Source organism: Micromonospora sp. WMMD754, from assembly GCF_049315235.1.
Lineage (GTDB): Bacteria > Actinomycetota > Actinomycetes > Mycobacteriales > Micromonosporaceae > Micromonospora > Micromonospora sediminicola.
In genome coordinates, this window is the sequence record NZ_CP186058.1 from 4,781,004 (window position 1) to 4,802,204 (window position 21,201).

General features: G+C 74.5%; 17 protein-coding genes. 10 read left to right on the top strand and 7 right to left on the bottom strand.

Going from position 1 to position 21,201, the window contains the following annotated elements; genetic code table 11:
• Positions 1 to 34: 34 nt before the first annotated feature.
• On the bottom strand, positions 35 to 583 hold the full coding sequence (locus tag ACN27B_RS23080; RefSeq protein ID WP_172967992.1) for a hypothetical protein: 549 nt from the start codon (positions 581 to 583) through the stop codon (positions 35 to 37).
• 141 nt (positions 584 to 724) lie between these two features.
• Here ACN27B_RS23080 and ACN27B_RS23085 point away from each other — a divergent pair, with 141 nt between their 5' ends.
• The 3 genes from ACN27B_RS23085 to ACN27B_RS23095 are packed head-to-tail and all read left to right on the top strand — an operon-like array spanning position 725 to position 4,698.
• The gene (locus ACN27B_RS23085; RefSeq protein ID WP_099161285.1) at positions 725 to 1,849 is read left to right on the top strand and encodes a Vms1/Ankzf1 family peptidyl-tRNA hydrolase; all 1,125 of its coding nucleotides are present in this window, start codon (positions 725 to 727) and stop codon (positions 1,847 to 1,849) included.
• Entirely contained in the window at positions 1,842 to 3,599 is a 1,758-nt protein-coding gene (locus tag ACN27B_RS23090) for a thiamine pyrophosphate-binding protein (protein ID WP_422741511.1), read from the top strand. Before ACN27B_RS23085 ends, ACN27B_RS23090 begins: the two co-directional genes overlap by 8 nt.
• Before the next feature lie 49 nt (positions 3,600 to 3,648).
• Positions 3,649 to 4,698 (top strand): iron-containing redox enzyme family protein, encoded by a 1,050-nt coding sequence (locus tag ACN27B_RS23095; protein WP_422741512.1) that lies wholly within the window; start codon positions 3,649 to 3,651, stop codon positions 4,696 to 4,698.
• Positions 4,699 to 4,754: 56 nt separating this feature from the next.
• Here ACN27B_RS23095 and ACN27B_RS23100 read toward each other — a convergent pair whose 3' ends face one another.
• Positions 4,755 to 4,961 carry a CDGSH iron-sulfur domain-containing protein gene (locus ACN27B_RS23100; protein WP_422741513.1) on the bottom strand — a complete coding sequence of 69 codons (207 nt, stop codon included), beginning with the start codon at positions 4,959 to 4,961 and terminating at the stop codon, positions 4,755 to 4,757.
• A gap of 188 nt (positions 4,962 to 5,149) precedes the next feature.
• Here ACN27B_RS23100 and ACN27B_RS23105 point away from each other — a divergent pair, with 188 nt between their 5' ends.
• Positions 5,150 to 6,565 carry a hypothetical protein gene (locus ACN27B_RS23105; protein ID WP_422741514.1) on the top strand — a complete coding sequence of 472 codons (1,416 nt, stop codon included), beginning with the start codon at positions 5,150 to 5,152 and terminating at the stop codon, positions 6,563 to 6,565.
• Positions 6,566 to 6,820: 255 nt separating this feature from the next.
• Positions 6,821 to 7,957 (top strand): SigB/SigF/SigG family RNA polymerase sigma factor, encoded by a 1,137-nt coding sequence (locus ACN27B_RS23110; protein ID WP_099161280.1) that lies wholly within the window; start codon positions 6,821 to 6,823, stop codon positions 7,955 to 7,957.
• Positions 7,958 to 8,051: 94 nt separating this feature from the next.
• Here ACN27B_RS23110 and ctaD read toward each other — a convergent pair whose 3' ends face one another.
• The 5 genes from ctaD to ACN27B_RS23135 all read right to left on the bottom strand — a co-directional run bounded on the left by ctaD (position 8,052) and on the right by ACN27B_RS23135 (position 13,721).
• The gene (gene ctaD / locus ACN27B_RS23115) at positions 8,052 to 10,055 is read right to left on the bottom strand and encodes a cytochrome c oxidase subunit I (protein ID WP_422741515.1); all 2,004 of its coding nucleotides are present in this window, start codon (positions 10,053 to 10,055) and stop codon (positions 8,052 to 8,054) included.
• 87 nt (positions 10,056 to 10,142) lie between these two features.
• On the bottom strand, positions 10,143 to 10,874 hold the full coding sequence (locus tag ACN27B_RS23120; RefSeq protein ID WP_099161278.1) for an ATP-binding protein: 732 nt from the start codon (positions 10,872 to 10,874) through the stop codon (positions 10,143 to 10,145).
• Positions 10,875 to 10,964: 90 nt separating this feature from the next.
• Complete coding sequence (locus tag ACN27B_RS23125) at positions 10,965 to 11,417, bottom strand: DUF4383 domain-containing protein (protein ID WP_091577706.1); 453 nt, start codon at positions 11,415 to 11,417, stop codon at positions 10,965 to 10,967.
• Between the two features lie 95 nt (positions 11,418 to 11,512).
• A complete protein-coding gene (locus tag ACN27B_RS23130) occupies positions 11,513 to 12,667 on the bottom strand; it encodes a glycosyltransferase (protein ID WP_099161276.1) in 1,155 nt (384 codons plus the stop codon).
• 28 nt (positions 12,668 to 12,695) lie between these two features.
• Positions 12,696 to 13,721: a glucosyl-3-phosphoglycerate synthase gene (locus ACN27B_RS23135; RefSeq protein ID WP_172967991.1), complete on the bottom strand. Its 1,026-nt coding sequence runs from the start codon at positions 13,719 to 13,721 to the stop codon at positions 12,696 to 12,698.
• A gap of 203 nt (positions 13,722 to 13,924) precedes the next feature.
• On the opposite strand from ACN27B_RS23135, the gene ACN27B_RS23140 reads away from it, so the two are divergent.
• From ACN27B_RS23140 to ACN27B_RS23160, 5 genes are all read left to right on the top strand, one after another.
• Positions 13,925 to 14,938 carry a Gfo/Idh/MocA family protein gene (locus tag ACN27B_RS23140; protein WP_091575354.1) on the top strand — a complete coding sequence of 338 codons (1,014 nt, stop codon included), beginning with the start codon at positions 13,925 to 13,927 and terminating at the stop codon, positions 14,936 to 14,938.
• Complete coding sequence (locus ACN27B_RS23145; protein WP_422741516.1) at positions 14,931 to 16,019, top strand: zinc-binding dehydrogenase; 1,089 nt, start codon at positions 14,931 to 14,933, stop codon at positions 16,017 to 16,019. Before ACN27B_RS23140 ends, ACN27B_RS23145 begins: the two co-directional genes overlap by 8 nt.
• 52 nt (positions 16,020 to 16,071) lie before the next feature.
• On the top strand, positions 16,072 to 17,820 hold the full coding sequence (locus tag ACN27B_RS23150) for an ABC transporter ATP-binding protein (RefSeq protein ID WP_355520547.1): 1,749 nt from the start codon (positions 16,072 to 16,074) through the stop codon (positions 17,818 to 17,820).
• A 111-nt stretch (positions 17,821 to 17,931) separates the two neighbouring features.
• Complete coding sequence (gene secA2, locus ACN27B_RS23155) at positions 17,932 to 20,226, top strand: accessory Sec system translocase SecA2 (RefSeq protein ID WP_099161273.1); 2,295 nt, start codon at positions 17,932 to 17,934, stop codon at positions 20,224 to 20,226.
• 208 nt (positions 20,227 to 20,434) lie between these two features.
• A complete protein-coding gene (locus ACN27B_RS23160) occupies positions 20,435 to 21,151 on the top strand; it encodes a GAF and ANTAR domain-containing protein (RefSeq protein ID WP_172967990.1) in 717 nt (238 codons plus the stop codon).
• The last annotated feature ends 50 nt before the right edge of the window (positions 21,152 to 21,201 follow it).

Here is a 21,201-nt window from a genome sequence, read left to right on the forward strand (position 1 = left end):
CTCTACCGCAGGCGTTAAAAGGGGGCCCTTCCTTTCAGGTCAGGGCGGAGCAGGCGGCGACGCCGAGCACCAGCACCGCGCCGAGCGCCGCCTGCAGCAGCAGCGCCGGCCCGAGGTGCGACCAGAGCGTCGCGGTACGCGGGGTGAGCAGCTGCCCGGTGGTGAGGTTGACGATCCGCTCGATCCGGGGCGGCAGGTCGCCGTCGCGCTGCGGGCGCAGCGTGAGCTGGACGTGGTCGCCCGGGTGCAGCGCGCTCTGCGGCAGGTGGCCGTGCAGCTCGACCTCGACCAGCCGGTCGGCGGCGTCGCGCACCCGGACCGGGGTGACCAGGAACTCCGGCCCCTTCTTGAGCTCCTTGAAGCTGCGCCGGGCGCCTCCGCCGCCGTTGCTGAGCAACGCGCGCACCACCCGCAGCAGCAGCCCCACCACCCCGGCCGCGGTCAGCACCGCCACCAGCGCCGGCTGTCCCACCCGGACCTCCCGGGCGTAACCCTCCATCAGCCGCACCAGGCGCCCGGTGACGATGCGTTCCGTCGGCCGGACGACGCGTCGGGTGTGCAGCTCCGTGTCCATGTTCACCACCGAGAGTTCCGTTCCGTGCACAGATGGTATCGGTCCTTCGGGTTGAACGACGTGAATGAACGGCGGTCACGCCCCACCGGTGGAAGGTGACATCGGCCGGGGCGCGGGTATGCGTGCGGCCGAGCTGGAAAGGGGTCGAGCATGCAGCTGTCCTTCCTGCGCCCGCTCTACGACCGTCCCGGGCCCTGGTGCTCGGTGTATCTGGACGCCTCCCGGGACACCCACGACGCCCGTCCGCAGGTCGACCTGCGATGGCGTGCCCTCAAGGGGAACCTGTTGGCCCAGGGCGCCGATCCGGTCACCGTCGAGGCGGTGGAGGAGGTGGTCCGCCGGCACGACCCGATGCCGGGCGACTACGGCATCGCGGTCTTCGCCACCCGGGGTCGGGTGGTGCTCACCGAGTACCTCTCCGCGCCGCCGCTGCGGGACCTGGCCACCTGGTCCGCCCTGCCGCACACCATGCCGCTCGTCGCCCAACGGGGCGAACAGGTGGCCTGGGTGCGGGTGCTGGCCGACCGCACCGGCGCGGACGCGATGGCGGTCAGCGCCGGTGGGGTGCCCCGACGGGCCCAGGTGGCCGGTGGGCAGAGCCGGCAGCTGCGGCGCGTGCAGCCCGGCGGTTGGTCGCAGTCCCGCTACCAGCGGGCCGCCATGGAGGCCTGGCACCAGAACGCCGGTGACGCCGCGGCGGCCACGGCCGACCTGGCCGAGCGGGTGGGCGCCGACGTGGTCGTCGTCGCCGGGGACGTCCGGGCCACCGGGATGATCGCCGCCCAGCTGCCCGAGCGGTGGCAGGACGTGCTGGTCCGCACCGACGCCGGATCCCGCGACCCGGGCGCGGACGACACGCTGATGGACGACATCACGGTGCAGACGGTCGCCGAGGTCGCCGACCGTCGGATCGCCGCCGCGCTCGACCGGTTCGGCGTGCAGGAGGACGTCGGCGCCGGCCTCGACGCGGTCGTCGCCGCGCTGCAACGCAACCAGGTCGACACCATGCTGATCGTCGACGACGCCTCCGCCGACGGCGAGCTGTGGGTCGGGCCCGAGCCGACCGAGATCGCCACCGACCCGGCGCAGCTGGCCGGCATGTCGGTGGCCGACCCGCAGAGGGTACGCGCCGACGCCGCGCTGCTGCGCGCGCTGATCGGCACCGACGCCGACGTGACGGTGCTCGCGCCGGAGGAGGCGCCGGAGCTGACCGACGGGGTCGGCGCGGTGCTGCGCTACGTCGACGCCGGCACCCCGGGGCGGGGCGATGGCTGAGCGTACCGTCGCCGACCTGGTGGTCGAACGCCTGCGGGCCTGGCGGGTGCCGCGGGCCTTCGGCTATCCCGGCGCGGCGATCGCGCCGATGCTGGCCGCGCTGGACGAGGCGGGCGGGGACCCGGAGTTCGTCCCCGCCCGGCACGAGGAGACCGCCGCGTTCATGGCCACCGGGCACGCCAAGTTCACCGGCGGCATCGGGGTGTGCCTGGCCACCCAGGGCCCCAGCGCGGTGCACCTGCTCAACGGCCTCTACGACGCCAAGCTGGACAGCAAGCCGGTGGTGGCGATCATCGGCGAGGACGTCAGCGGCCCGCTCGGCGGCGCGCACGAGGAGATCGGCCTGAGCCGGCTCTTCGGCGACGTGTGCAACCAGTTCGTCCGCTACGGCCGCAGCCCGGAGCAGGTGCCGGCGCTGCTGGACCAGGCGTTCCGCACCGCGGCGGCCACCCGCAGCCCGACCTGCGTGGTGCTGCCGCGGGCCCTGCAGGTGACGGTCGTGCCGGACCTGCTGCCGCAGACCGCCGGTGTGGTCACCGCGACGCCCGGCGAACCGCTGGCCCGGGTGCTGCCCCACGAGGCCGACCTGGACGCCGCCGCCGCGCTGCTGGGCACCGGGGCGCGGGTGGCCCTCCTGGTCGGTCAGGGCGCGCACGGCGCGGAGGAGGAGATCGTCGCGCTCGCCGACCGGCTCGGCGCCGGCGTGGCCACGTCGTTGCTCGGCAAGCCGGTGCTGGACGAGCGGCTGCCCTTCCACACCGGGGTGCTCGGTGAGGTCGGCACCACGGCCGCCGCGCAGCTGATGGGCGGCTGCGACACGCTGCTGATGGTCGGCACCAACGACCCGTGGACCGACTGGTTCCCGCTGGTCGGTCAGGTCCGCACCATCCAGATCGACATCGACGGCCGGCGGATCGGCACCCGCTACCCGGTCGACGTGCCGCTGGTCGGCGACGCCGCCGAGACGCTGCGCGCGTTGCTGACCCGGGTGCCGGAGCGGCGCAACGGGCAGTGGCGGGGCGTGGTGGAGAGGTCGGTGGACCGGTGGCGGGAGGCCGCCGCGGAGCGCGCCGCCGCCCCGGCCGAGCCGGTCAACCCGCAGCTCGTGCTCCGCGAGCTGTCGGCCCGGCTGCCCCAGCGGGCCTCGGTCGCCGTCGACGTCGGCTCGGTCGTCTACTGGTACGCCCGGCACCTGGAACTGCCCCCGGGCGTGCAGGCCCGGCTCTGCGGCACGCTCGGCTCGATGGGCTGCGCCCTGCCCTACGCGGTGGCCGCCAAGCTGGCCCGACCGGACGAGCCGGTGATCGCGCTGCTCGGCGACGGTGCGATGCAGCTCAACGGCCTGGCCGAGCTGATCACGGTGGCGCACCACTGGACCGAGTGGCGGGACCCGCGGCTGGTGGTGCTGGTGCTGAACAACCGGGACCAGTCCGGCGTGGGCGGGGGACGGCCGCCGGGCGTTCTCGCCGACCGGCGTGCCGCCGTGCCGTACGCCGGGTGGGCCCGACTGCTCGGGCTGCACGGCGTCCGGGTGGACCGGCCGGAACTGGTCGGCGCGGCCTGGGACGAGGTGTTGGCGGCGGACCGGCCGAGCGTGCTGGAGGCGGTGGTCGACCCGGCCGTGGCGCTGGACGTGCCGGAGCCGGCGTTGGCGGACCTGCGCGGCCTGGTGGCCGACGGGGACGCCGCGCGCCGGGTGCGGGAGCGGGTGAACCAGACCGAGGCCATCGCGGCGGAGGACCTCGTTTAGCCAGCTCACGTCAGGGCACTGCCTCGAGGCAGTCACCTCAGGAGGTCAGATGCCCGCCGCCCCCACCGACCGTCGCTACGGCCCCGCCCCGCTGCCCGGGCCACGCGGGCCGGTCTCCGCCGCCCTGCTCGACGCGCTGCGCGCGGCGCCCGGCGACCTGCCGGCCGGGCTGGGCGTCGAGTTCGGGGCGGTGGCCGAGCCGCTGGTCGACGAGGACCTCCAGCTCACCCTCTTTCTCTGCTACGAGTTGCACTACCGGGGCTGGCGGGGGGTCGCCGACGACTGGGAGTGGGAACCCTCGCTGCTGGCCCTGCGGGCGCGGGCCGAGCGGCCGTTCGAGGCGGCGCTGCGCCGGCTGGCCGGGCCGCTGCCGGCGGTGCTGCCGGCGGCGCTGCCGGGCGCGCTGACCGACCTGGTGGCGGCCGACGACGGTCCGCCGCTCGCCGCCACGCTGCAACGCCGGGCCGACCTCGACCAGTTCCGCGAGTTCGTCACCCACCGCTCGATCTACCACCTGCGGGAGGCCGACCCGCACAGCTGGGCCCTGCCCCGGCTCGGCGGCGCGGCCAAGGCCGCGCTCGTGGAGATCCAGATGGACGAGTACGGCAACGGCCGGCTGGACCGGATGCACGCCGAGTTGTTCCGCGCCACCATGGAGCGGCTCGACCTGGACACCGGCTACGGCGTCCACCTGGACCGGGTTCCGGCGGTCACGCTGGCGACCAACAACCTGATGTCGCTGTTCGGCCTGCACCGGCGGCTGCGTGGGGCGCTGCTCGGACACCTGGCCGCGTACGAGATGACCTCGTCGCTGCCGAACCGTCGCTACGGCAACGGGCTGCGGCGGCTCGGTGTCGACGCGGTGGCCACCCGCTTCTACGACGAGCACGTCGAGGCCGACGCGGTGCACGAGCAGATCGCCGCGTACGACCTGTGCGGCGGGCTGGTCCGCGCGGAGCCGGCCCTCGCCGCCGACGTGCTGTTCGGGGCGGCCGCGGCGCTGGCGGTGGACCGTCTCTTCGCCGACCACGTGCTCTCCGCCTGGTCCGCCGGCGGTTCGTCGCTGCGCTCGTCGGACCGGGCTCTCGCCGCCGCGTGACCAAGTGTTAAGAGGGGTCCCTTCCTCTACCGGAGGCGTTAAGAAGGGGCCCTTCCTTAACCGCGGAAGCCGGCGACCTTGTGCGTGCCGTCGCAGAACGGTTTGATCGCGCTCTTGCCGCACCGGCAGAGCGCGATCGTGCCCCGGCGCGTCTCGATCGGTTCCCCTTCCGGGGTCACCAGCGCGAAGTCGCCGCGCACCAGCAGCGGTCCGTCCCGGTACGGGGTGATGGTCGCGGCCGGGGTGCTCTCGTCGTCGGGCATGCGCGGTGCAGTGCCCGTCCCGGTCCGGCCCAAACCCGCTCCCACGTGCCGTTGCGTCCACGGCGGCGGGGGAGCGGCGCGACGGCGTACCTGGGTGTCCCGGGCGGTGCGGTCGCCCGAGCGGGCGTTGGTCCGCGCCGTGGGGAGATGCCCCGTTTAGACCACAGAGGGACGGGAAGCCGGCCCGCGTGGTGAGCGAACGAGCACAGTCGGGACCGGCGACCGGCGCCGGGCTGCCCGGTGACCGGGTGGTGGCGGCGGGCAGCGCCGCCCGGCTCCTGGTGGCCGCCACCGCCCGGGCGCTGCGCGGCGACGACTGCGGCGACCTCGGCCACCCCGCGGCGCTGTCCCGGCTCCCCGGCACGCCCGAGCCGGTGCGCCGCGCCGCCGCCGGCCGCGCGGCCGGTCGGGCCGCGTTGAGCGCCGCCCAGGTGGCCCGGGTCGACGCCGAACGGGTGGCCGGCTGGTTCGTCGAGCAGTACCCGGACCGGCGCTGGCCCGGAGCGGTGCTCGGTTCACCGCACGGCGCGGCGGCCCACCTCGCGGTGGCGCTCGGCGTGCCCTGGCTGCCGGCGGGGTTCGAACTCGCGGCGACCTGGAGCCGGGGCGCGGTGGACCGCCCGGACCGGGCGTACGACCACGGCGCCGCGCTGGCCGGGCGACTGCTCGCCGGCAACCCCCGGCTGCACGTGCGGCAGGTGCACTGCCCGGCCAGCCGGGGCGTGGCGGCCGGCGCCACCGTGACCCTCACCGCCCGCTGGCGCACGCTGCCCACGGCGTACGCGGGGTTCCTGGCCGACCGGCTGGAACCGGCGGCGCCGGTGCTGCTGCTGCACGACGCGCGCACGTGGCCGGTGCGGGACACCGGCGACGGGCACAGCTTCCAGGCCGGCTGCCCGACCAGTGGGCTGGACCCGGTCGACTTCCACCCGGACGCGCACGGGCTGCGCCAGGTGCTGCGCGCGGCCGGCGGCGAGGAGACGCGCTGGGCCGCGCCGGAGGTCACGCTGCCGGCCGCGTTCGCCGAACACGGCGTGGAGTCCGGTTTCGAGCACGCCGCCCGGGAGTGGGGCGACCGGCACGGGCACCCGCTGCACCGGGTGGTGGTGCCGCAGCCGGACGCGCTCAGCGCGGCGACCGCCGACCTGTACCGCCGGTGGCTGCGCCGGGCCGGCAAGACCGGCGACCGGCTGGTCGTGGAGTGCGGCCGGCTGCTCGACCCGGCGCAGGTGCTGCGGGCCGGCCTGGTGCCCTACTGGTGCGAGAACGCCACCCGCCGCCGGGTCGAGGGCGCGGAGTGGTGGCTGGCCGGCAGCGAGCCGTTCACGTCGGTGGACGTGCTGCCGGAACCGCCCGGGCTCCGCTCGCCCGCGCTCGCCGGGCTGCCCCAGTGGCTCGCGGTGGCGGGCTTCGGGCGGCGCCGGCGGGCCCTCGACCGGGGCGCGGCCCGCGGCTACCCGGTCACCTCGGTTCCCACCCGACGTGCCACGGAGGTGTTGCGCAACCAGCCCTGCGACCTGCCCGCGCCGCCGCCGCTGCGGATGGCCGAGGCCCTCGCCGCGCTCCGGGACTCCGGCGCGCACCAGGGTCTGCTGGTCTGCTGAGCGCGGCGCCCGCGCCGGCGGCCCCGGCCGGCCGGCCAACCTGGCGAAACATCCTCGCGATCCTGCGGTCCGTGATTGAGTACCTACGGAGCGGGAAGACCGCTCGCCGCGGAACGGCCCACGACGCCGTGCGGCGGGCAGCCACCGCTTTCGACGTGTCCGTCACGTAACCAACTTCCTCACCCGGTGCGTGGTCCGACCACGCGCACGACCGGTTCCGACCGGGCGGGGGGATCTTCGGCGAGGGAGGCGCGGATGTTCGGTCAGACCACCACGACACCCACACCACCGACCAACGAGCGGGGTCTGGAGGATCTCGACGCGGCGGCGCTCGCGTACGCGGCCCGGATCGAGGGGCTGCCACCCGAGCGGCGGCAGGAGGCGCGGGACGACCTGGTCCGCTTCGCGTTGCCGTTCGCCGGCCGGCTGGCCCGCCGCTACCGGGGACGCGGGGAACCGCTGGAGGATCTGGAGCAGGTGGCCCGGCTCGGTCTGGTCAACGCCGTCGACCGGTACGACCCGGAGCGGGGTTCGTTCACCGCGTACGCGGCCATCACCATCGTCGGCGAGATCAAACGCCACTTCCGGGACCGCACCTGGGGCGTGCACGTGCCACGCCGGCTGCGCGACCTGATCCTGGAGGTGGGGCAGGCGACGGCGACGTTGACCAGCGAGCTGTCCCGGGCCCCGTCCGTGGCCGAGCTGGCGGAACGGCTGGAGACGCCGGAGGAGGAGATCCTCGCCGCGCTGGAGTCGGCCGCCGGCTACAGCCCGGCCTCGCTCAACGCGCCGGTCGGTGGGGAGAGCTCGGCCGAGTTCGGCGACCTGGTCGGCGAGTCCGACAACGCGCTGGAGTCGGTCGACGACCGGGTGACGGTCAGCGGCCTGCTGCACCGGTTGCCCTGGCGGGAGCGGCGGATCCTGGCCATGCGCTTCTACGGCAACCAGACCCAGGCGGAGATCGCCGCCCGCTTCGGCATCTCGCAGATGCACGTCTCCCGCCTGCTGTCCCGGGCGCTGACCTGGCTGCGCCAGGCGATGCTCGCCGACGCCCCGCCGCCGTGGCAGAACGGCACGGCCGAGACCGAACCGGCGAAGGCCCGGATCTCGGTGCGGCAGAACGGCGACCGGGTGGTCGTCGAGGTCGGCGGCGAGGTGGACCGGGCCGGCGCGGACCAGTTGCGCCGGGCGATGCTGGAGGCGGTCACCGGGCAGCCCCGCGAGGTCATCGTCGACCTGGTCGGCGCGGGCGGCTTCGACGCCGGCGGGATCGCCGCCCTGATGGCCGGCCGGGACGCCGCCGTGCGGACCGGGGTGCCGCTGCGGCTGACCCGGGTGCAGCCCGCGGTACGCCGTTCGCTGGCCGCCGCCGGCCTGCCCGCCGCCGACTGACGCGCATACGCGACGCCGGCTCCCGAACGGGGAGCCGGCGTTCGGCGTACCCGGGACGGGGGCCGGCGCCCGACGCGGCCGGCCCCCGTCCCGCTCAGTTCTCCCGGGTGTCGCCGTGCCCGCGCGGGTGTCGCCACCGGTCGTTCGGCGGATCCCCTCGTTCCGCGCCGAGGATGGTGTCCTCCGGCTCGTCGGTCTGGTCGAAGCTGGGCCGGATCACCCCCTCCGGTTCGGGCACGTCGACCGGCCGCGCGCCGGACTGCGGCGCGGGCTGGTACTCCACGGCCTCGCGGGCGCCGTGCGCGCCTTCCGCGGCCGGCGACTCCGGCACCCGCCGCTCGTGGTGTATCTCCTCCGCGAAGTGCTGCGGCGGCTTGGTGCTGCGCTGGGGCAGGTCCCGGCCGAGGTCGGAGACGAGCGGCCCGTACTTGGCGTCGAAGGCCGGCCGCTCGGAGCGGATCCGGGGCATCCGGTCGAAGTTGCGCAGCGGCGGCGGGCAGGTGGTGGCCCACTCCAGCGAGTTGCCGAAGCCCCACGGGTCGTCCACCGTGACCATGGCGCCGTAGCGCCACGACTTCCACACGTTGTAGATGAAGAACAGCGTCGACGCGCCGAGGACGAACGAGCCCACCGTGGAGATCTCGTTCAGCACGGTGAAGCCGTCGCTGGGCAGGTAGTCGGCGTAGCGGCGCGGCATGCCCTCGTTGCCCAGCCAGTGCTGCACCAGGAAGGTGGCGTGGAAGCCGACGAACATGGTCCAGAAGTGGATCTTGCCGAGTCGTTCGTCGAGCAGTCGGCCGGTCATCTTCGGGAACCAGAAGTAGACCCCGCCGAACGCGGCGAACACGATGGTGCCGAAGAGCACGTAGTGGAAGTGCGCCACCACGAAGTACGAGTCGGTGACGTGGAAGTCCACCGGCGGGCTGGCCAACAGCACGCCGGTGAGGCCGCCGAGCAGGAACGTGACGAGGAAGCCGACCGCGAACAGCATCGGCGTCTCGAACGTGATCTGCCCCTTCCACATGGTGCCGATCCAGTTGAAGAACTTCACGCCGGTGGGCACCGCGATCAGGTAGCTGAGGATGCTGAAGAACGGCAGCAGCACCTGGCCGGTGGCGAACATGTGGTGCGCCCACACGCTCATCGACAGCACCGTGATGGCGACGGTGGCCAGGACCAGGCCGGTGTAGCCGAAGATCGGCTTACGGGAGAAGACCGGGATGATCTCGGTGATGATGCCGAAGAACGGCAGCGCCACGATGTAGACCTCGGGATGCCCGAAGAACCAGAACAGGTGCTGCCACAGCATCGGGCCGCCGGTGGTCGGGTCGTAGACGTGCGAGTGCAGGATCCGGTCCGAGGCGAGCGCGAACAGCGCGGCCGCCAGCAGGGGGAACACGAAGATCACCAGGACGCTGGTGAGCAGCATGTTCCAGGTGAAGATCGGCATCCGGAACATGGTCATGCCGGGGGCGCGCAGGGTGAGGATCGTGGTGATCAGGTTGACCGCGCCGAGGATGGTGCCGAGACCGGAGATGGCCAGGCCGACCACCCACATGTTCGCCCCGACGCCCGGGCTGTGCTGCGCGGTGCTCAGCGGCGTGTACGCGGTCCAACCGAAGTCCGCCGCACCCTGCGGGGTGACGAACCCCGCCATGACCATCGTGCCGCCGAACAGGTACAGCCAGTACGCGAACGCGTTCAGGCGTGGAAACGCCACGTCGGGTGCGCCGATCTGCAGCGGCACGATGTAGTTGCCGAACGCGAAGACCAGCGGGGTGGCGAACAGCAGCAGCATGATCGTGCCGTGCATGGTGAACATCTGGTTGTACTGCTCGGGGGAGAGGAACTGCATCCCCGGCCGGGCCAGCTCGGCCCGGATCACCAGGGCCAGCACGCCCCCGATCAGGAAGAAGATGAACGACGTGCTCAGGTAGAGCAGCCCGATCACCTTCGCGTCGGTGGTCCGCAGCAACCGCCACAGCGCGTTGCCCTTCACCGCCTCCCGGACGGGGCCGGGATATCCCCCGAACCGGGCCGGCGCGAGAATCGCGGGCCCCCGGTCTCGTGCCGGCTCCGTGACTACCCGCTTGGGCATGGCATCTCACCCCGTGTGACGACAGACAGGACGGGCGCGCGTACCCGGCCCTCTGCCCATGTAACCAGGCGAGAGCGGAGAATTCGGTCAGTTCGCCGGGAGCATGGCCCAGACGACCTTGCCGGCGCCGACCGGCGTGCTGCCCCAGCGCTGGGCCAACTCGCGGACCAGCATCAGCCCTCGGCCCCCCTCCGCCCGCGGGTCACGGCCGGTCGCCGCCCGCGCGTCGGCCGGGCTGCCGTCGAGCACCGCCACCCGCAGGTACGGCCGCCGCAGGGTCAACGTGACCTGCATCGGGGTGCCGGCGTGCCGGACCACGTTGCCGACCAGCTCGCTGAGCACCAGCGACGCCGGACCGGCCAGCTCCGGCACGTCCCACCGGCCGCACGCCTCGGTCACCAGCTCCCGGGCCCGCCGGCAGGCCCCGGCGACCGGCTCCAGCCGGGCCCGCAGCCGGGGCGACGCCGCCGTGCCGGCCAGCGCCGTGGCCTCGGCGCAGTCGCGGCGCACCGGCACCACCCGGCAGGCGGTCGTCTCGGCCAGCCACGCCGCCGTCGTCGGCGGGGGAGCGGAGAGGACCATCGGCACCGCCGGCCAGTCGGCGGCCCGCCGGGCCGCCGCGGCGAACACGGACAGCGCCAGCGGCTCGGTGACGTCGATCTCCTCCAGGTCGACCACGAGCGCGTCCGGCTGCTCGGCGAGGCACCGGTCCAGCACCTCGTGCACCGCGCGCATCGTGCCCAGGTCGAGCGCCCCGGCCAGCCGCACCACGGTGACCGGGGACTCGTCGCGGACCTCGCACCTGATCCGGGTCGACATCGGGCCCTCGCTTCTGTCCGTCGGGGAGGACTACGGACGTACCCGGGGCATGGGCCGGTGAAACCGGGCATCGGGACCGGGAGGGGCAGGTCAGCGACGGTGCGCGCGCCGGCCGGCCAGCAGGCCCAGGGCCGGCATGGCCACCCCCAGCAGCAGGTGCAACCAGGTGCCGGCCCGGTCGACCGCCAGGAGGTTCGCCGCGCTGCGCCGGTCGACCGCCAGGTCGTAGAGCCAGAGCACCAGGAAGATCGCGCCGCCGCCGAGCAGGAACGCCCGCGCGCCGGCGACCGTGCGGGCCAACGCCAGACCGGCCACCCCGAGGACCAGGTTGACGAGGTTGTGCAGCGCCGAGACCTGAAGCAGCCCGAGCAGCCGCGCGCCCGATCCCGGCCCGGCGAACCGTAGGTCGGCGTAGGCGCTGGTCACCCCCGGCACGAAACCCAACGCGCCGAGCAGCAGCAGGAACACGGCGAACGCCGAGGCGACCCGGCGCACCGGCGCCCGCCCGTCGGCCGGGTTGCGTCGGGCCCGGGAGTGCGCCATCGAGTTCGTCACGCCGGCCCTCCTCGCCACCGCGGGACCGACGGTTTCCCCGGCCCACCGGTGGCAAACGCCGCACGGGTGGGCCGGGGTCCCGCTCAGACGGGCTGCAACGGCACCGTGGCGCCGTGGCGGACCCGGTCGTACAGCTCCACGTACCGCTCGGCCATCCGGGCCGGGGTGAACCGGGTCGCGGCCTCCCGCCGACACTCGTCCGGCTCCAACAGCCCGGCGGCCAGCACCAGGTCGCCCAGCTCCTGCTCGTCCGCGGTGAGCAGACCGGTGCGGCCGTGCTCGATCAACTCCGGCAGGCAGCCCCGGGCGGTGGCCACCACCGGCGTGCCCAGCGACAGCGACTCGACCACGGCCGTCCCGCCCGGCTCCTCCCACCGCAGCGGGAACAACGACGCCCGCGCCGAGGCGACCAGGTCGTCGCGCTCCTGCCCGGCCACCGTGCCCACCCAGCGCACCCGGTCACCGTCGACGTAGGGGGCGACGTGCTCGTGGAAGAACCGCACGTCCGGGTTCTGCCGGGCCTCGTCCCCGGCCGCGGCCAGGTCCTCCGGCCGGTGGTACGGGCCGACCGGGCCGGCCAGCACCAGCGGGAAACCCACCTCGTGGGCCAGCCGGGCGCCCAGGTCCTGGCCCTTGCCCGGATTGATCCGGCCGAGGATCACCAGGTGGTCGCCCTTCGGCGTGCTCGGCCGGCGGTCCGCGTCCACCGCGAGCGGCGTGGACAGGTGCACGTGGCCGACCGAGTGCTCCCGCAACGCCCGCGGCGCCCGGGCCAGCTGCGACGCGGACACGCCGTTCACCCGGACCCGGTCGCCGCCGTCGAGCGTGCCGTACAGCTCCGGGTGCTTGGCCAGGTCCCAGTGCAGCGTGTGCAGCGCGGGCGGGGCGTCCGGGCCCATCGCGGCCATCGTGGCCAGCCCGACCGCCTCCACGTGGTCGTGCACCAGGTCGATGTCGTCGCGGCGGTGCAACGCCCGCACCACGCCGGCCAGGTGCGCCTGCGACACGCCGCAGACCTGGTTGTACGGCCGCTGCAACGCGGAGAACTGCCCGTCCGGGAAGACCGCGATCTTCTCGTCCACCGGCAACGTGCTGCTCTCCACCGAGGCCAGCACCACCCGTACGCCGAGCCGGCGCAGCTCCGGCACCAGCGTGGCGACGACGTTCTCGATCCCGCCGTAGCCGGGCGGCGGCACGGACAGCCACGGACCGGCGTTCATCAGCACGGTGAGCGTCATGCGCTGCCCTCTCTTTGCGTCCGATGTCTCACGCGGCGACCCGGCGGTGCGGGATGCGGTGCCGCAGCTGCGCCAGCGGCGGCCGTTCCTCGACCGAGACGTCGTTGACCACGATCTCCCGGTCGAGGTTGGGCAGTGCCTCCGAGCCGCCCCGACGGAACTGGGTCAGCAGCGCGGTCGGTGCCACCCCGGGCGCCGCCCAGCCGCGCCGTTGCAGCCGCGACCAGGCGGTCAGCATGATCTGCGCCGACATCCGGCCCAGCGCGGCGGTGTCCTGGTGCCGGTGCTTGCGCTCACCCAGGTCGACCTGGGCCAGCGCGTCCAGCCCGACCAGCTCCAGCAGGTCGATCAGCATGGCCGTCTCGACGCCGTACCCGGTGACGAACGGCACCCGCTCCAGGACGTCACGGCGGCCGGCGTACTCACCGGCGAGGGGCTGCACGAAGCCGGCCAGCTCCGGCCAGAACAGGTTGAGCAGCGGTCGGGCCATCAGCTCCGTCACCCGGCCGCCGCCGTCGGGCTCGACGCTCGTCGCACCGACCAGGGGCCGGTGGTAGAAGCCCTTCACGAAGTCCACGCTCGGATCGGTGAGCAGCGGACCGAGCAGGCCGGTGACGAAGTGCGGCCGGAACTCGCGCAGGTCGGCGTCGACGAACGCGACGATGTCCCCCTCGGCCGCCGCCAGCCCGGCCCAGAGCGCGTCGCCCTTGCCGGTCAGGCGCGGCAGGCCGCGCGTCATCGCGTCCTGGCTCACCACCTCGGCGCCGGCCGCGCGGGCCACCTGGGCGGTGCGGTCGGTGGAACGGGAGTCCACCACGATCAGCTCGTCGACCAGCGGCACCCGGTCCACCAGGTGTTCCCGGATGGTCGACACGATCGCGCCGACCGTGGCCTCCTCGTTGCGCGCCGGCAGCACCACACTGACCCGGCTGTTCCCCTTGGCCCGGACCAGCCGACGGGCCGGCCAGTCGCCGGCCGTACTGGTCCGGTACGTGGCCCACGCCTCCACCACCGGTGAGACGGTCACATCTGAATCCCGCACGGGCACCCCCATCAGTGGCGGAATCGCGAACTCCTGTTTTTCCCAGTACCGCATCCGCGCTAACCGGATCTTGCCTAACAACTCGATCACCAGGTGCGTACCGGGTGGTTCCCGGCGGATGAACGTTGCGTTGCGTACCCCCTCGCGTTTGGCGGGACGCCGGCCAGGGGAGTGCTGTCGACGGTTCGTTCAGTCGTGGTGGGAGGGGCGGTCGGATGCGGGTGGGACTGGTCGGAGCCGGTGGGGTGGCGCAACGCCACGCCCGCGTGCTCACGGGGTTCGAGGACGTGGAACTGCTCGGGGTGACCGACGTCGCGCCGGACGCGGCGCGGGCGCTCGCCGACGCGCACGGCGGGCGGACCTTCCGGGACGTGGAGGAGCTGCTCGCCGCCGGCCCGGACGCGGTGTACGTCTGCGTGCCGCCGTTCGCCCACGGCCCGGCGGAGGAGGCGGTCGTCGCCGCCGGCGTACCGATGTTCGTGGAGAAGCCGGTCGCGGTCGACCTGGAGACGGCCGAGCGGATCGCCGACCTGGTGCAGCGGCGCGGCCTGCTGACCGGCGTCGGGCACCACTGGCGCTACCTGCACGTGGTCGAGGAGGCGCGGCGGCTGCTCGCGGACCGTCCGGTGCGCATGGTCAACGGCGCCTGGCTGGACAAGGTGCCACCGGTCGCCTGGTGGGCCCGGCGGGACCGCTCCGGCGGCCCGGTGGTCGAGCAGGCCGCCCACGTGCTGGACCTGGTCCGGCTGCTGGTCGGTGAGGCCACCGAGGTGACCGCGTACGGCGACGGGACGCCGCCGCCGGTCGACGGCGCCGACATCGACTCGGTCACCGCGGCCACGCTGCGCTTCGCCTCCGGGGCGGTCGGCACGCTCGCCGCGGCCTGCGTGCTCACCTGGAAGCACCGGGCCGGGCTGGAGATCCTCGCCGACGGCCTGGCCCTGTCGCTGGCCGAGGACGGCCTGACGATCCGCGACGCGGACGGCGAGCGGCACCTGCCCGCCGACCCGGACGGCGCCCGGGTCGCCGTCGACCGGGCCTTCGTCGACGCCGTCCGGGGCGTCGGCGACGACGTCCGGGTCCCGTACGCCGAGGCCCTGCGCACCCAGCGGCTCGCGCTGGCGGTCGCCGAGTCGGCGCGGACCGGCCGTCCGGTGGCGCTGCCCACCGGCCCGGCGGCCCGGCTCACCGCCGCGGTCGCGGACGCGGGGGTGGGCGTCGATGCGTGACCGGGTGGTGGTGGTCAGCGGCCCGGGCCGGGTCGAGCTGGTCGAGCAGGAAGCGGCCGAGCTTCGCGCGGGCGCCTTCCGGGTGGAGACGCTCTTCAGCGGCGTCTCCGCCGGCACCGAGCTGAGCTACGTCAAGGGCACCAACCCCTATCTGCACGTCACCTGGGACGCCGCGCTCGGGCTGTTCCGGCCGGGCGGGGCGAGCACCCCGTACCCGGTGACCCGGCTCGGCTACATGCAGGTCGGCCGGGTGGTGGAGAGCCGCACCCCGGCGGTCGCGGTGGGCACGGTCGGCGCCATGACGTACGGCCACCGCAGCGGCTGGGTCGCCGACCCGGTGGCCGAGCGGTTCGTGCCGCTGCCCGACGACCTCGACCCGCTGCTCGGCGTCTACGTCGCGCACATGGGCCCGATCTGCGCCAACGGGCTGCTGCACGCCGCCGCCGACCTGTGCGGCACCGACGTGCGCACGCTCGGCGACGGGGTACGCGGCCGCCGGGTCGCGGTGGTCGGCAGCGGCGTGGTCGCCCTGCTCACCGCTCTGTTCGCCCGCCGTTACGGTGCCGCCTCGGTGGTCGTGGTGGATCCGACGCCGGCCCGCCGTCAGGTGGCCGAGGCGCTCGGCCTGGAGGCGCTCGACCCGGAGGCCGACGACCCGGCGGTGGTGCTCAAGACCCGGTGGAACCACGCCGCCGGCGACCGGGGCGCGGACGTGGTGTTCCAGTGCCGGGGCCAGGACTGGGCGTTGCAGCTGGCGCTGCGGCTGCTGCGGCCCCAGGGCACCGTGATCGACCTGGCCTTCTACCAGGGCGGCGCGAACGCGGTCCGGCTCGGCGAGGAGTTCCACCACAACGGGCTGTCGCTGCGCTGCGCGCAGATCGGCCGGGTGCCCCGTGGCCTCGCCCCGACCTGGGACCGGGAACGGCTCTCCGCCGAGACGGTGGAGCTGCTGCGCCAGTACGGCGAGGAGATCCGCAAGCACGTGGTCTCCGCCGTGGCGCCGCTGGACGAGGCGCCGACCCTGCTGACCGACCTGGCCGAGCGCCGCCGCTCGGAACTGCAGGTGGTCCTGACCGGCTGACCCCGGGTGCGCCCGCGGCCGTCCCGGTGCGGCGTCCGGCTACCGTTCGGGCATGACCGTCGAAGCCGGCCCGACGCCGGGGCTCGCCGCGTTGCTGCCCTACCTGCGCGCCCACCGCGGCACCCTCGTCGCGGTGGGCGCGCTGTCGCTCTCCGGCGCCGCCGCCGCGCTGGCCCAGCCGCTGCTCACCCGCGCCGTGCTGGACCGGATCACCGCCGACCGGCCGGCCGGCGCGCTGGTGGTCGCGTTGGTCGTCCTGGTGGTGGCCGGCGCGCTGCTCGGTGGACTCCGCGACTACCTGCTGCAACGCACCGGCGAGGGGCTCGTGCTGGGGGTCCGCCGACGCCTGGCCGGGCACCTGCTGCGCCTGCCGATCGTCGAGTACGACCGGCGCCGCACCGGCGACCTGCTGTCGCGGGTCGGCGCCGACACCACGCTGCTGCGGGCGGTGGTGACGTCCGGCCTGTTCGAGACCGTCACCGGCGCGGTGATGGTGGTCGGCGCCGGCACCGCGATGCTGCTGCTGGACCCGCTGCTGTTCGGGGTGACGCTGGCCGCGGTCGCGGTCGGCGTGGGCTTCGCGGTCACCGTCGCCCGCCGGGTGCGGGGCCTGGCCCGCCGCGCCCAGGAACGCGTCGGGGAGATGACCTCGGCCGTCGAGCGGGCGATCTCCGCGGCGCGGACCATCCGGGCCAGCCGGGCCGAGGGCCGGGAGACCGCCACCGTGGTGACCAGCGCGACCGCGGCGTACGACGCCGGTCTGCGGGTGGCCCGGGCCCAGGCGGTGGTCGGGCCGGCCAGCACGGTCACCGTGCAGGGCGCCTTCCTGCTGGTGCTGGCCGTGGGCGGGGCCCGGGTGGCGGCCGGGGCGATCAGCGTGGGCGACCTGGTCGCCTTCGTGATGTTCCTGTTCTTCCTGGTGCTGCCGCTGGGCCAGGCGGTGCACGCCTACACGCAGCTGCAGAGCGGGCTGGGCGCGCTGGCCCGGATCGAGGAGATCCTCACCGTCGGGGACGAGCGGGTCGACGACCGGCCGTCGGCCGCCGTGACCGTGCCGCCCGCCGGCGTTCCCGCCCGGGTCGAGTTCGACCGGGTCGGTTTCGGCTATCCCGGCGGCCCGCCGGTGCTGCGCGAGGTGAGCTTCACCGTGCCCGCCGGCAGCCGCACCGCGCTCGTCGGCCCGTCCGGCGCCGGCAAGTCCACCCTGCTGGCGCTCGTCGAACGCTTCTACGAGGTGGGCGAGGGCGCGGTGCGCCTGGACGGCGTGGACGTGCGGGAGCTGCCCCGCGACGCGCTGCGCGCCCGGCTCGGCTACGTCGAGCAGGAGGCGCCGGTGCTCGCCGGCACGCTGCGGGACAACCTCCTGATCACCGCGCCCGACGCCACCGACGACCGGCTGCGCGGCGTGCTGGACGAGGTCAACCTGGGTCACCTGGCCGACCGGACCGCCGACGGGCTGGACGTCCAGGTCGGTGAGGGCGGCGTGCTGCTCTCCGGCGGGGAACGGCAGCGGCTGGCCATCGCCCGGGCGCTGCTGGCCGGGCCGCCGGTGCTGCTGCTCGACGAACCGACGAGCAATCTCGACGCGCGCAACGAGGCGGCGCTGCGCCGGGCGATCGACGCGGTGGCGGTGCGGCGGACCCTGCTGATCGTGGCGCACCGCCTGTCGACCGTGGTCGACGCCGACCAGATCGTGGTGCTCGACGGCGGCCGGGTGGTGGCCGTCGGCACGCACGACGAGCTGACCACCGCCAGCCCGCTCTACCGGGAGTTGGCCACCCACCAGCTTCTGGTGGCCTGATCCGCCCACCGCGCGCCTGACCTGGGGTGACGGGCCGAAATCCGGACACGGCGTGGCGGCGGCGCCGGGCGGGGGTCACAATCGGCTGCGGTTCGCGTACCGTTGCGGCTCATGGGTGTGTCGCAACGGTTGAAGACCAGGTTCCGCCGGTTCCTCCAGCGCCCCGGGACGACTGTCGACCTGGCGCCGCTGGAGAAGCTGCTGCCGGCGATCGAGGCCCGCGAGGCCGAGCTGGAGCAGCTCTCCGACGCCGAGCTGACCGAGGCGGCCGGGCAGGCCGAGAAGTACGAGGAGATCTGCGCGATCGGCCGTGAGGCGGCCCGACGCGGGCTCGACCAGCGCCCGTACGACGTGCAGCTGCTCGGCGCGATGGCGCTGCTCTCCGGCAAGGTCGCCGAGATGGCCACCGGTGAGGGCAAGACGCTGACCGCGACCGTCGCCGCGTACGGGCACGTCCGGCTGGGCAACGGCCCGGTGCACGTGCTCACCGTCAACGACTACCTGGCCCGCCGAGACGCCGAGTGGATGGAGCCGGTCTACACCCTGCTCGGGCTCACCGTCGGATGGGTCAACGAGGCGTCCACCCCGCAGGAGCGGCGCGCCGCGTACGCCTGCGACGTCACCTACGTCGCGGTCAGTGAGGCCGGTTTCGACTACCTGCGCGACCAGCTCGCCACCGACCTGGCCGACCGGGTGCAGCCGGCGCTGAAGACCGCGATCGTCGACGAGGCCGACTCGATCCTGATCGACGAGGCCCGGGTGCCGATGGTGCTCGCCGGCGCGGTCCCCGGCGAGCAGGACCCGGTGCACGCCGCCGCCGCGCTGGTGCGGGGCCTGCGCAAGGGCAAGCACTACACGGTCGCCGAGGACGGCCGCAGCGTCGCCTTCACCTCGGTCGGCCTGGCCACCGTCGAGGCCAAGCTCGGCGGCATCGACCTGTACGACGAGGAGCACGTCGGGCAGCTCTCCGCGGTGAACGTGGCGCTGCACGCGCACGCCCTGCTGCACCGCGACGTCGACTACATCGTCCGGGACGACTCGGTCGAGCTGATCGACGAGATGCGCGGGCGGGTAGCCCAGCGCCGCCGCTGGCCCGACGGGTTGCAGGCGGCGGTCGAGGCGAAGGAGGGGCTGGACGCCACCGCCGAGGGCGAGGTGCTGGGCACGGTCACCGTGCAGGCGTACATCGCGCTCTACCCGACGGTCTGCGGGATGACCGCGACCGCGGTGCTCGTCGGCGACCAGCTCCGCGAGTTCTTCGGCCTGGAGGTGGCGGTGATCCCGCCGAACACCCCCTGCGTGCGCGAGGACGAGCCGGACCGGATCTACGCCACCCGCGCCGAGAAGGAGGAGGCGCTGGTCGACGAGATCACCCGCTGCCACCAGGCCGGGCGGCCGGTGCTGGTCGGCACGCTCGACGTCAAGGAGTCCGAGGGGCTGGCCGCCGCGCTGAACGCCGCCGGGGTGCCGTGCGTGGTGCTCAACGCCAAGAACGACGACGAGGAGGCCGGCATCATCGCCGAGGCCGGCGCCCACGGCGCGGTCACGGTCTCGACCCAGATGGCCGGCCGGGGCGTGGACATCCGGCTCGGCGGCAGCGACCAGTCCGACCGGGAGCGGGTGGCCGAGCTGGGCGGTCTGTACGTGATCGGCAGCGGCCGGCACGACAGCCGCCGGGTCGATGACCAGCTGCGCGGCCGGGCCGGCCGGCAGGGCGACCCGGGTGGGTCGGTCTTCTTCGTCAGCCTGGAGGACGACCTGGTCGCGCGGCACGCCGGCGACACCGTCCCGGCGTCGCCCCGGATGAACGCCGACGGCCTGGTCACCGATCCGCAGGTCGACTACGCGGTCGAGCACGCCCAGCGGGTCGCGGAGGGCGTCAACCACGAGATCCACCGCAACACCTGGCGCTACAGCCATGTGATCGAGCAGCAGCGCAAGGCCCTGGCCGAGCGGCGGGAGCGCCTGCTGACCAGTGACATCGCCGCGTTGATGCTGCTGGAGCGGGTACCGGAGAAGGCCGGCGAGATGGACGAGGACCTGCTCGCCGACGTGGCCCGCAAGATCGCCCTCTACCACCTCGACCGGCTCTGGGCCGAGCACCTGGCCGAGCTGTCCGAGGTGCGGGAGGGGGTGCACCTGCGGGCGCTGGGCCGCCTCGACCCGCTCGACGAGTTCCACCGCAGCGCGGTGCCGGCGTTCAACGCGCTGATGCCCGAGATCGAGACGCGGACCGTCGCCACGTTCGAGGAGACGGAGTTCGACGAGGGCTGGGAGCCGGACGCGTCGAAGCTGGTGCGGCCGACCGCGACCTGGACCTACCTGGTGCACGACAACCCGTTCGGCTCGGAGCTGGACCGGCTGATCGCGTCGGTGGGCCGGCGCCTCATCTCCGGGTCCCGCTGACCCACGCTCGGGGCCCCCTCCGGCCGGTACGCGCCGGAAGGGGCCCTTTTGCGCGGTTTCGATCCCGGTCTGCGAGGGTAGTAGGCCGAGGCTCGGCCAGAGAGAGGACGGACATGGACCAGGCAACGGCGCCGGACGGGGACACCGCGTGGACGAACGCGGGGGCGGTGGGGGCCGTGGTCCGGTGAACGTCGAGATGCGCCACGCCATGACCGACAACCTGGGTGTGCTGGAGACCGCCGCGCTGCTGCGTGAGCTGACCGCCGGCCTGATCGGCGTCGCCGACTTCGACGAGGCGCTGGACCGCCTGGTGCGGATCGCCCGCGATGCCGTGCCCGGCGTCGACAGCTGCGGGTTCACCGCGCTGCGTGCCGGGGAGCCGGCTGGGGTGGCCGCCTCCGACCCGCGCCGGGGCGAGCTGGACGACCTGCGGCACGGCCCGGACACGCCGGCCCTGACCGCGGTGCGCCGGCGCGAGATGATCATCGCGGCCGAGCTGACCGGGGAGGAACGCTGGCCGGCCTGGTGCGCGCGGGCCGACGCGCTCGGCGTGCACGGCGTGATCTCCGCCCCGGTCGACGTCGACGAGCAGGTGATCGGCGCGATCAACCTGTACGCCGACTCGCCCGGGACGCTCACCCCCCGGCACCAGCTCACCGCGATGCTGCTCGCCGAGCACGCCGGTCTGCTGCTGGCTGCCGTGCGTGACCGGGAACGGGCCACCGCCCGGGCCGGTCAGCTCGACGGCGCGCTGCTGGCCGAGGGAGTGGTCGGGCAGGCCGTCGGCGTGATCATGACGCAGCGCGGCTGCCCCGCCCCGGAGGCGCTGGACGTGCTCCGCAGCGCCGCCTCCTCGTTGGACATCCCGCTGCGCGAGGTGGCCGAGCGGCTCGTGCTCACCGTCTCCCGGCCCCGCGACAACTGAACGACAGTCGTTTCGCTCCCGAGGGCGTCGGGTAGCACCCTGGACTGGTG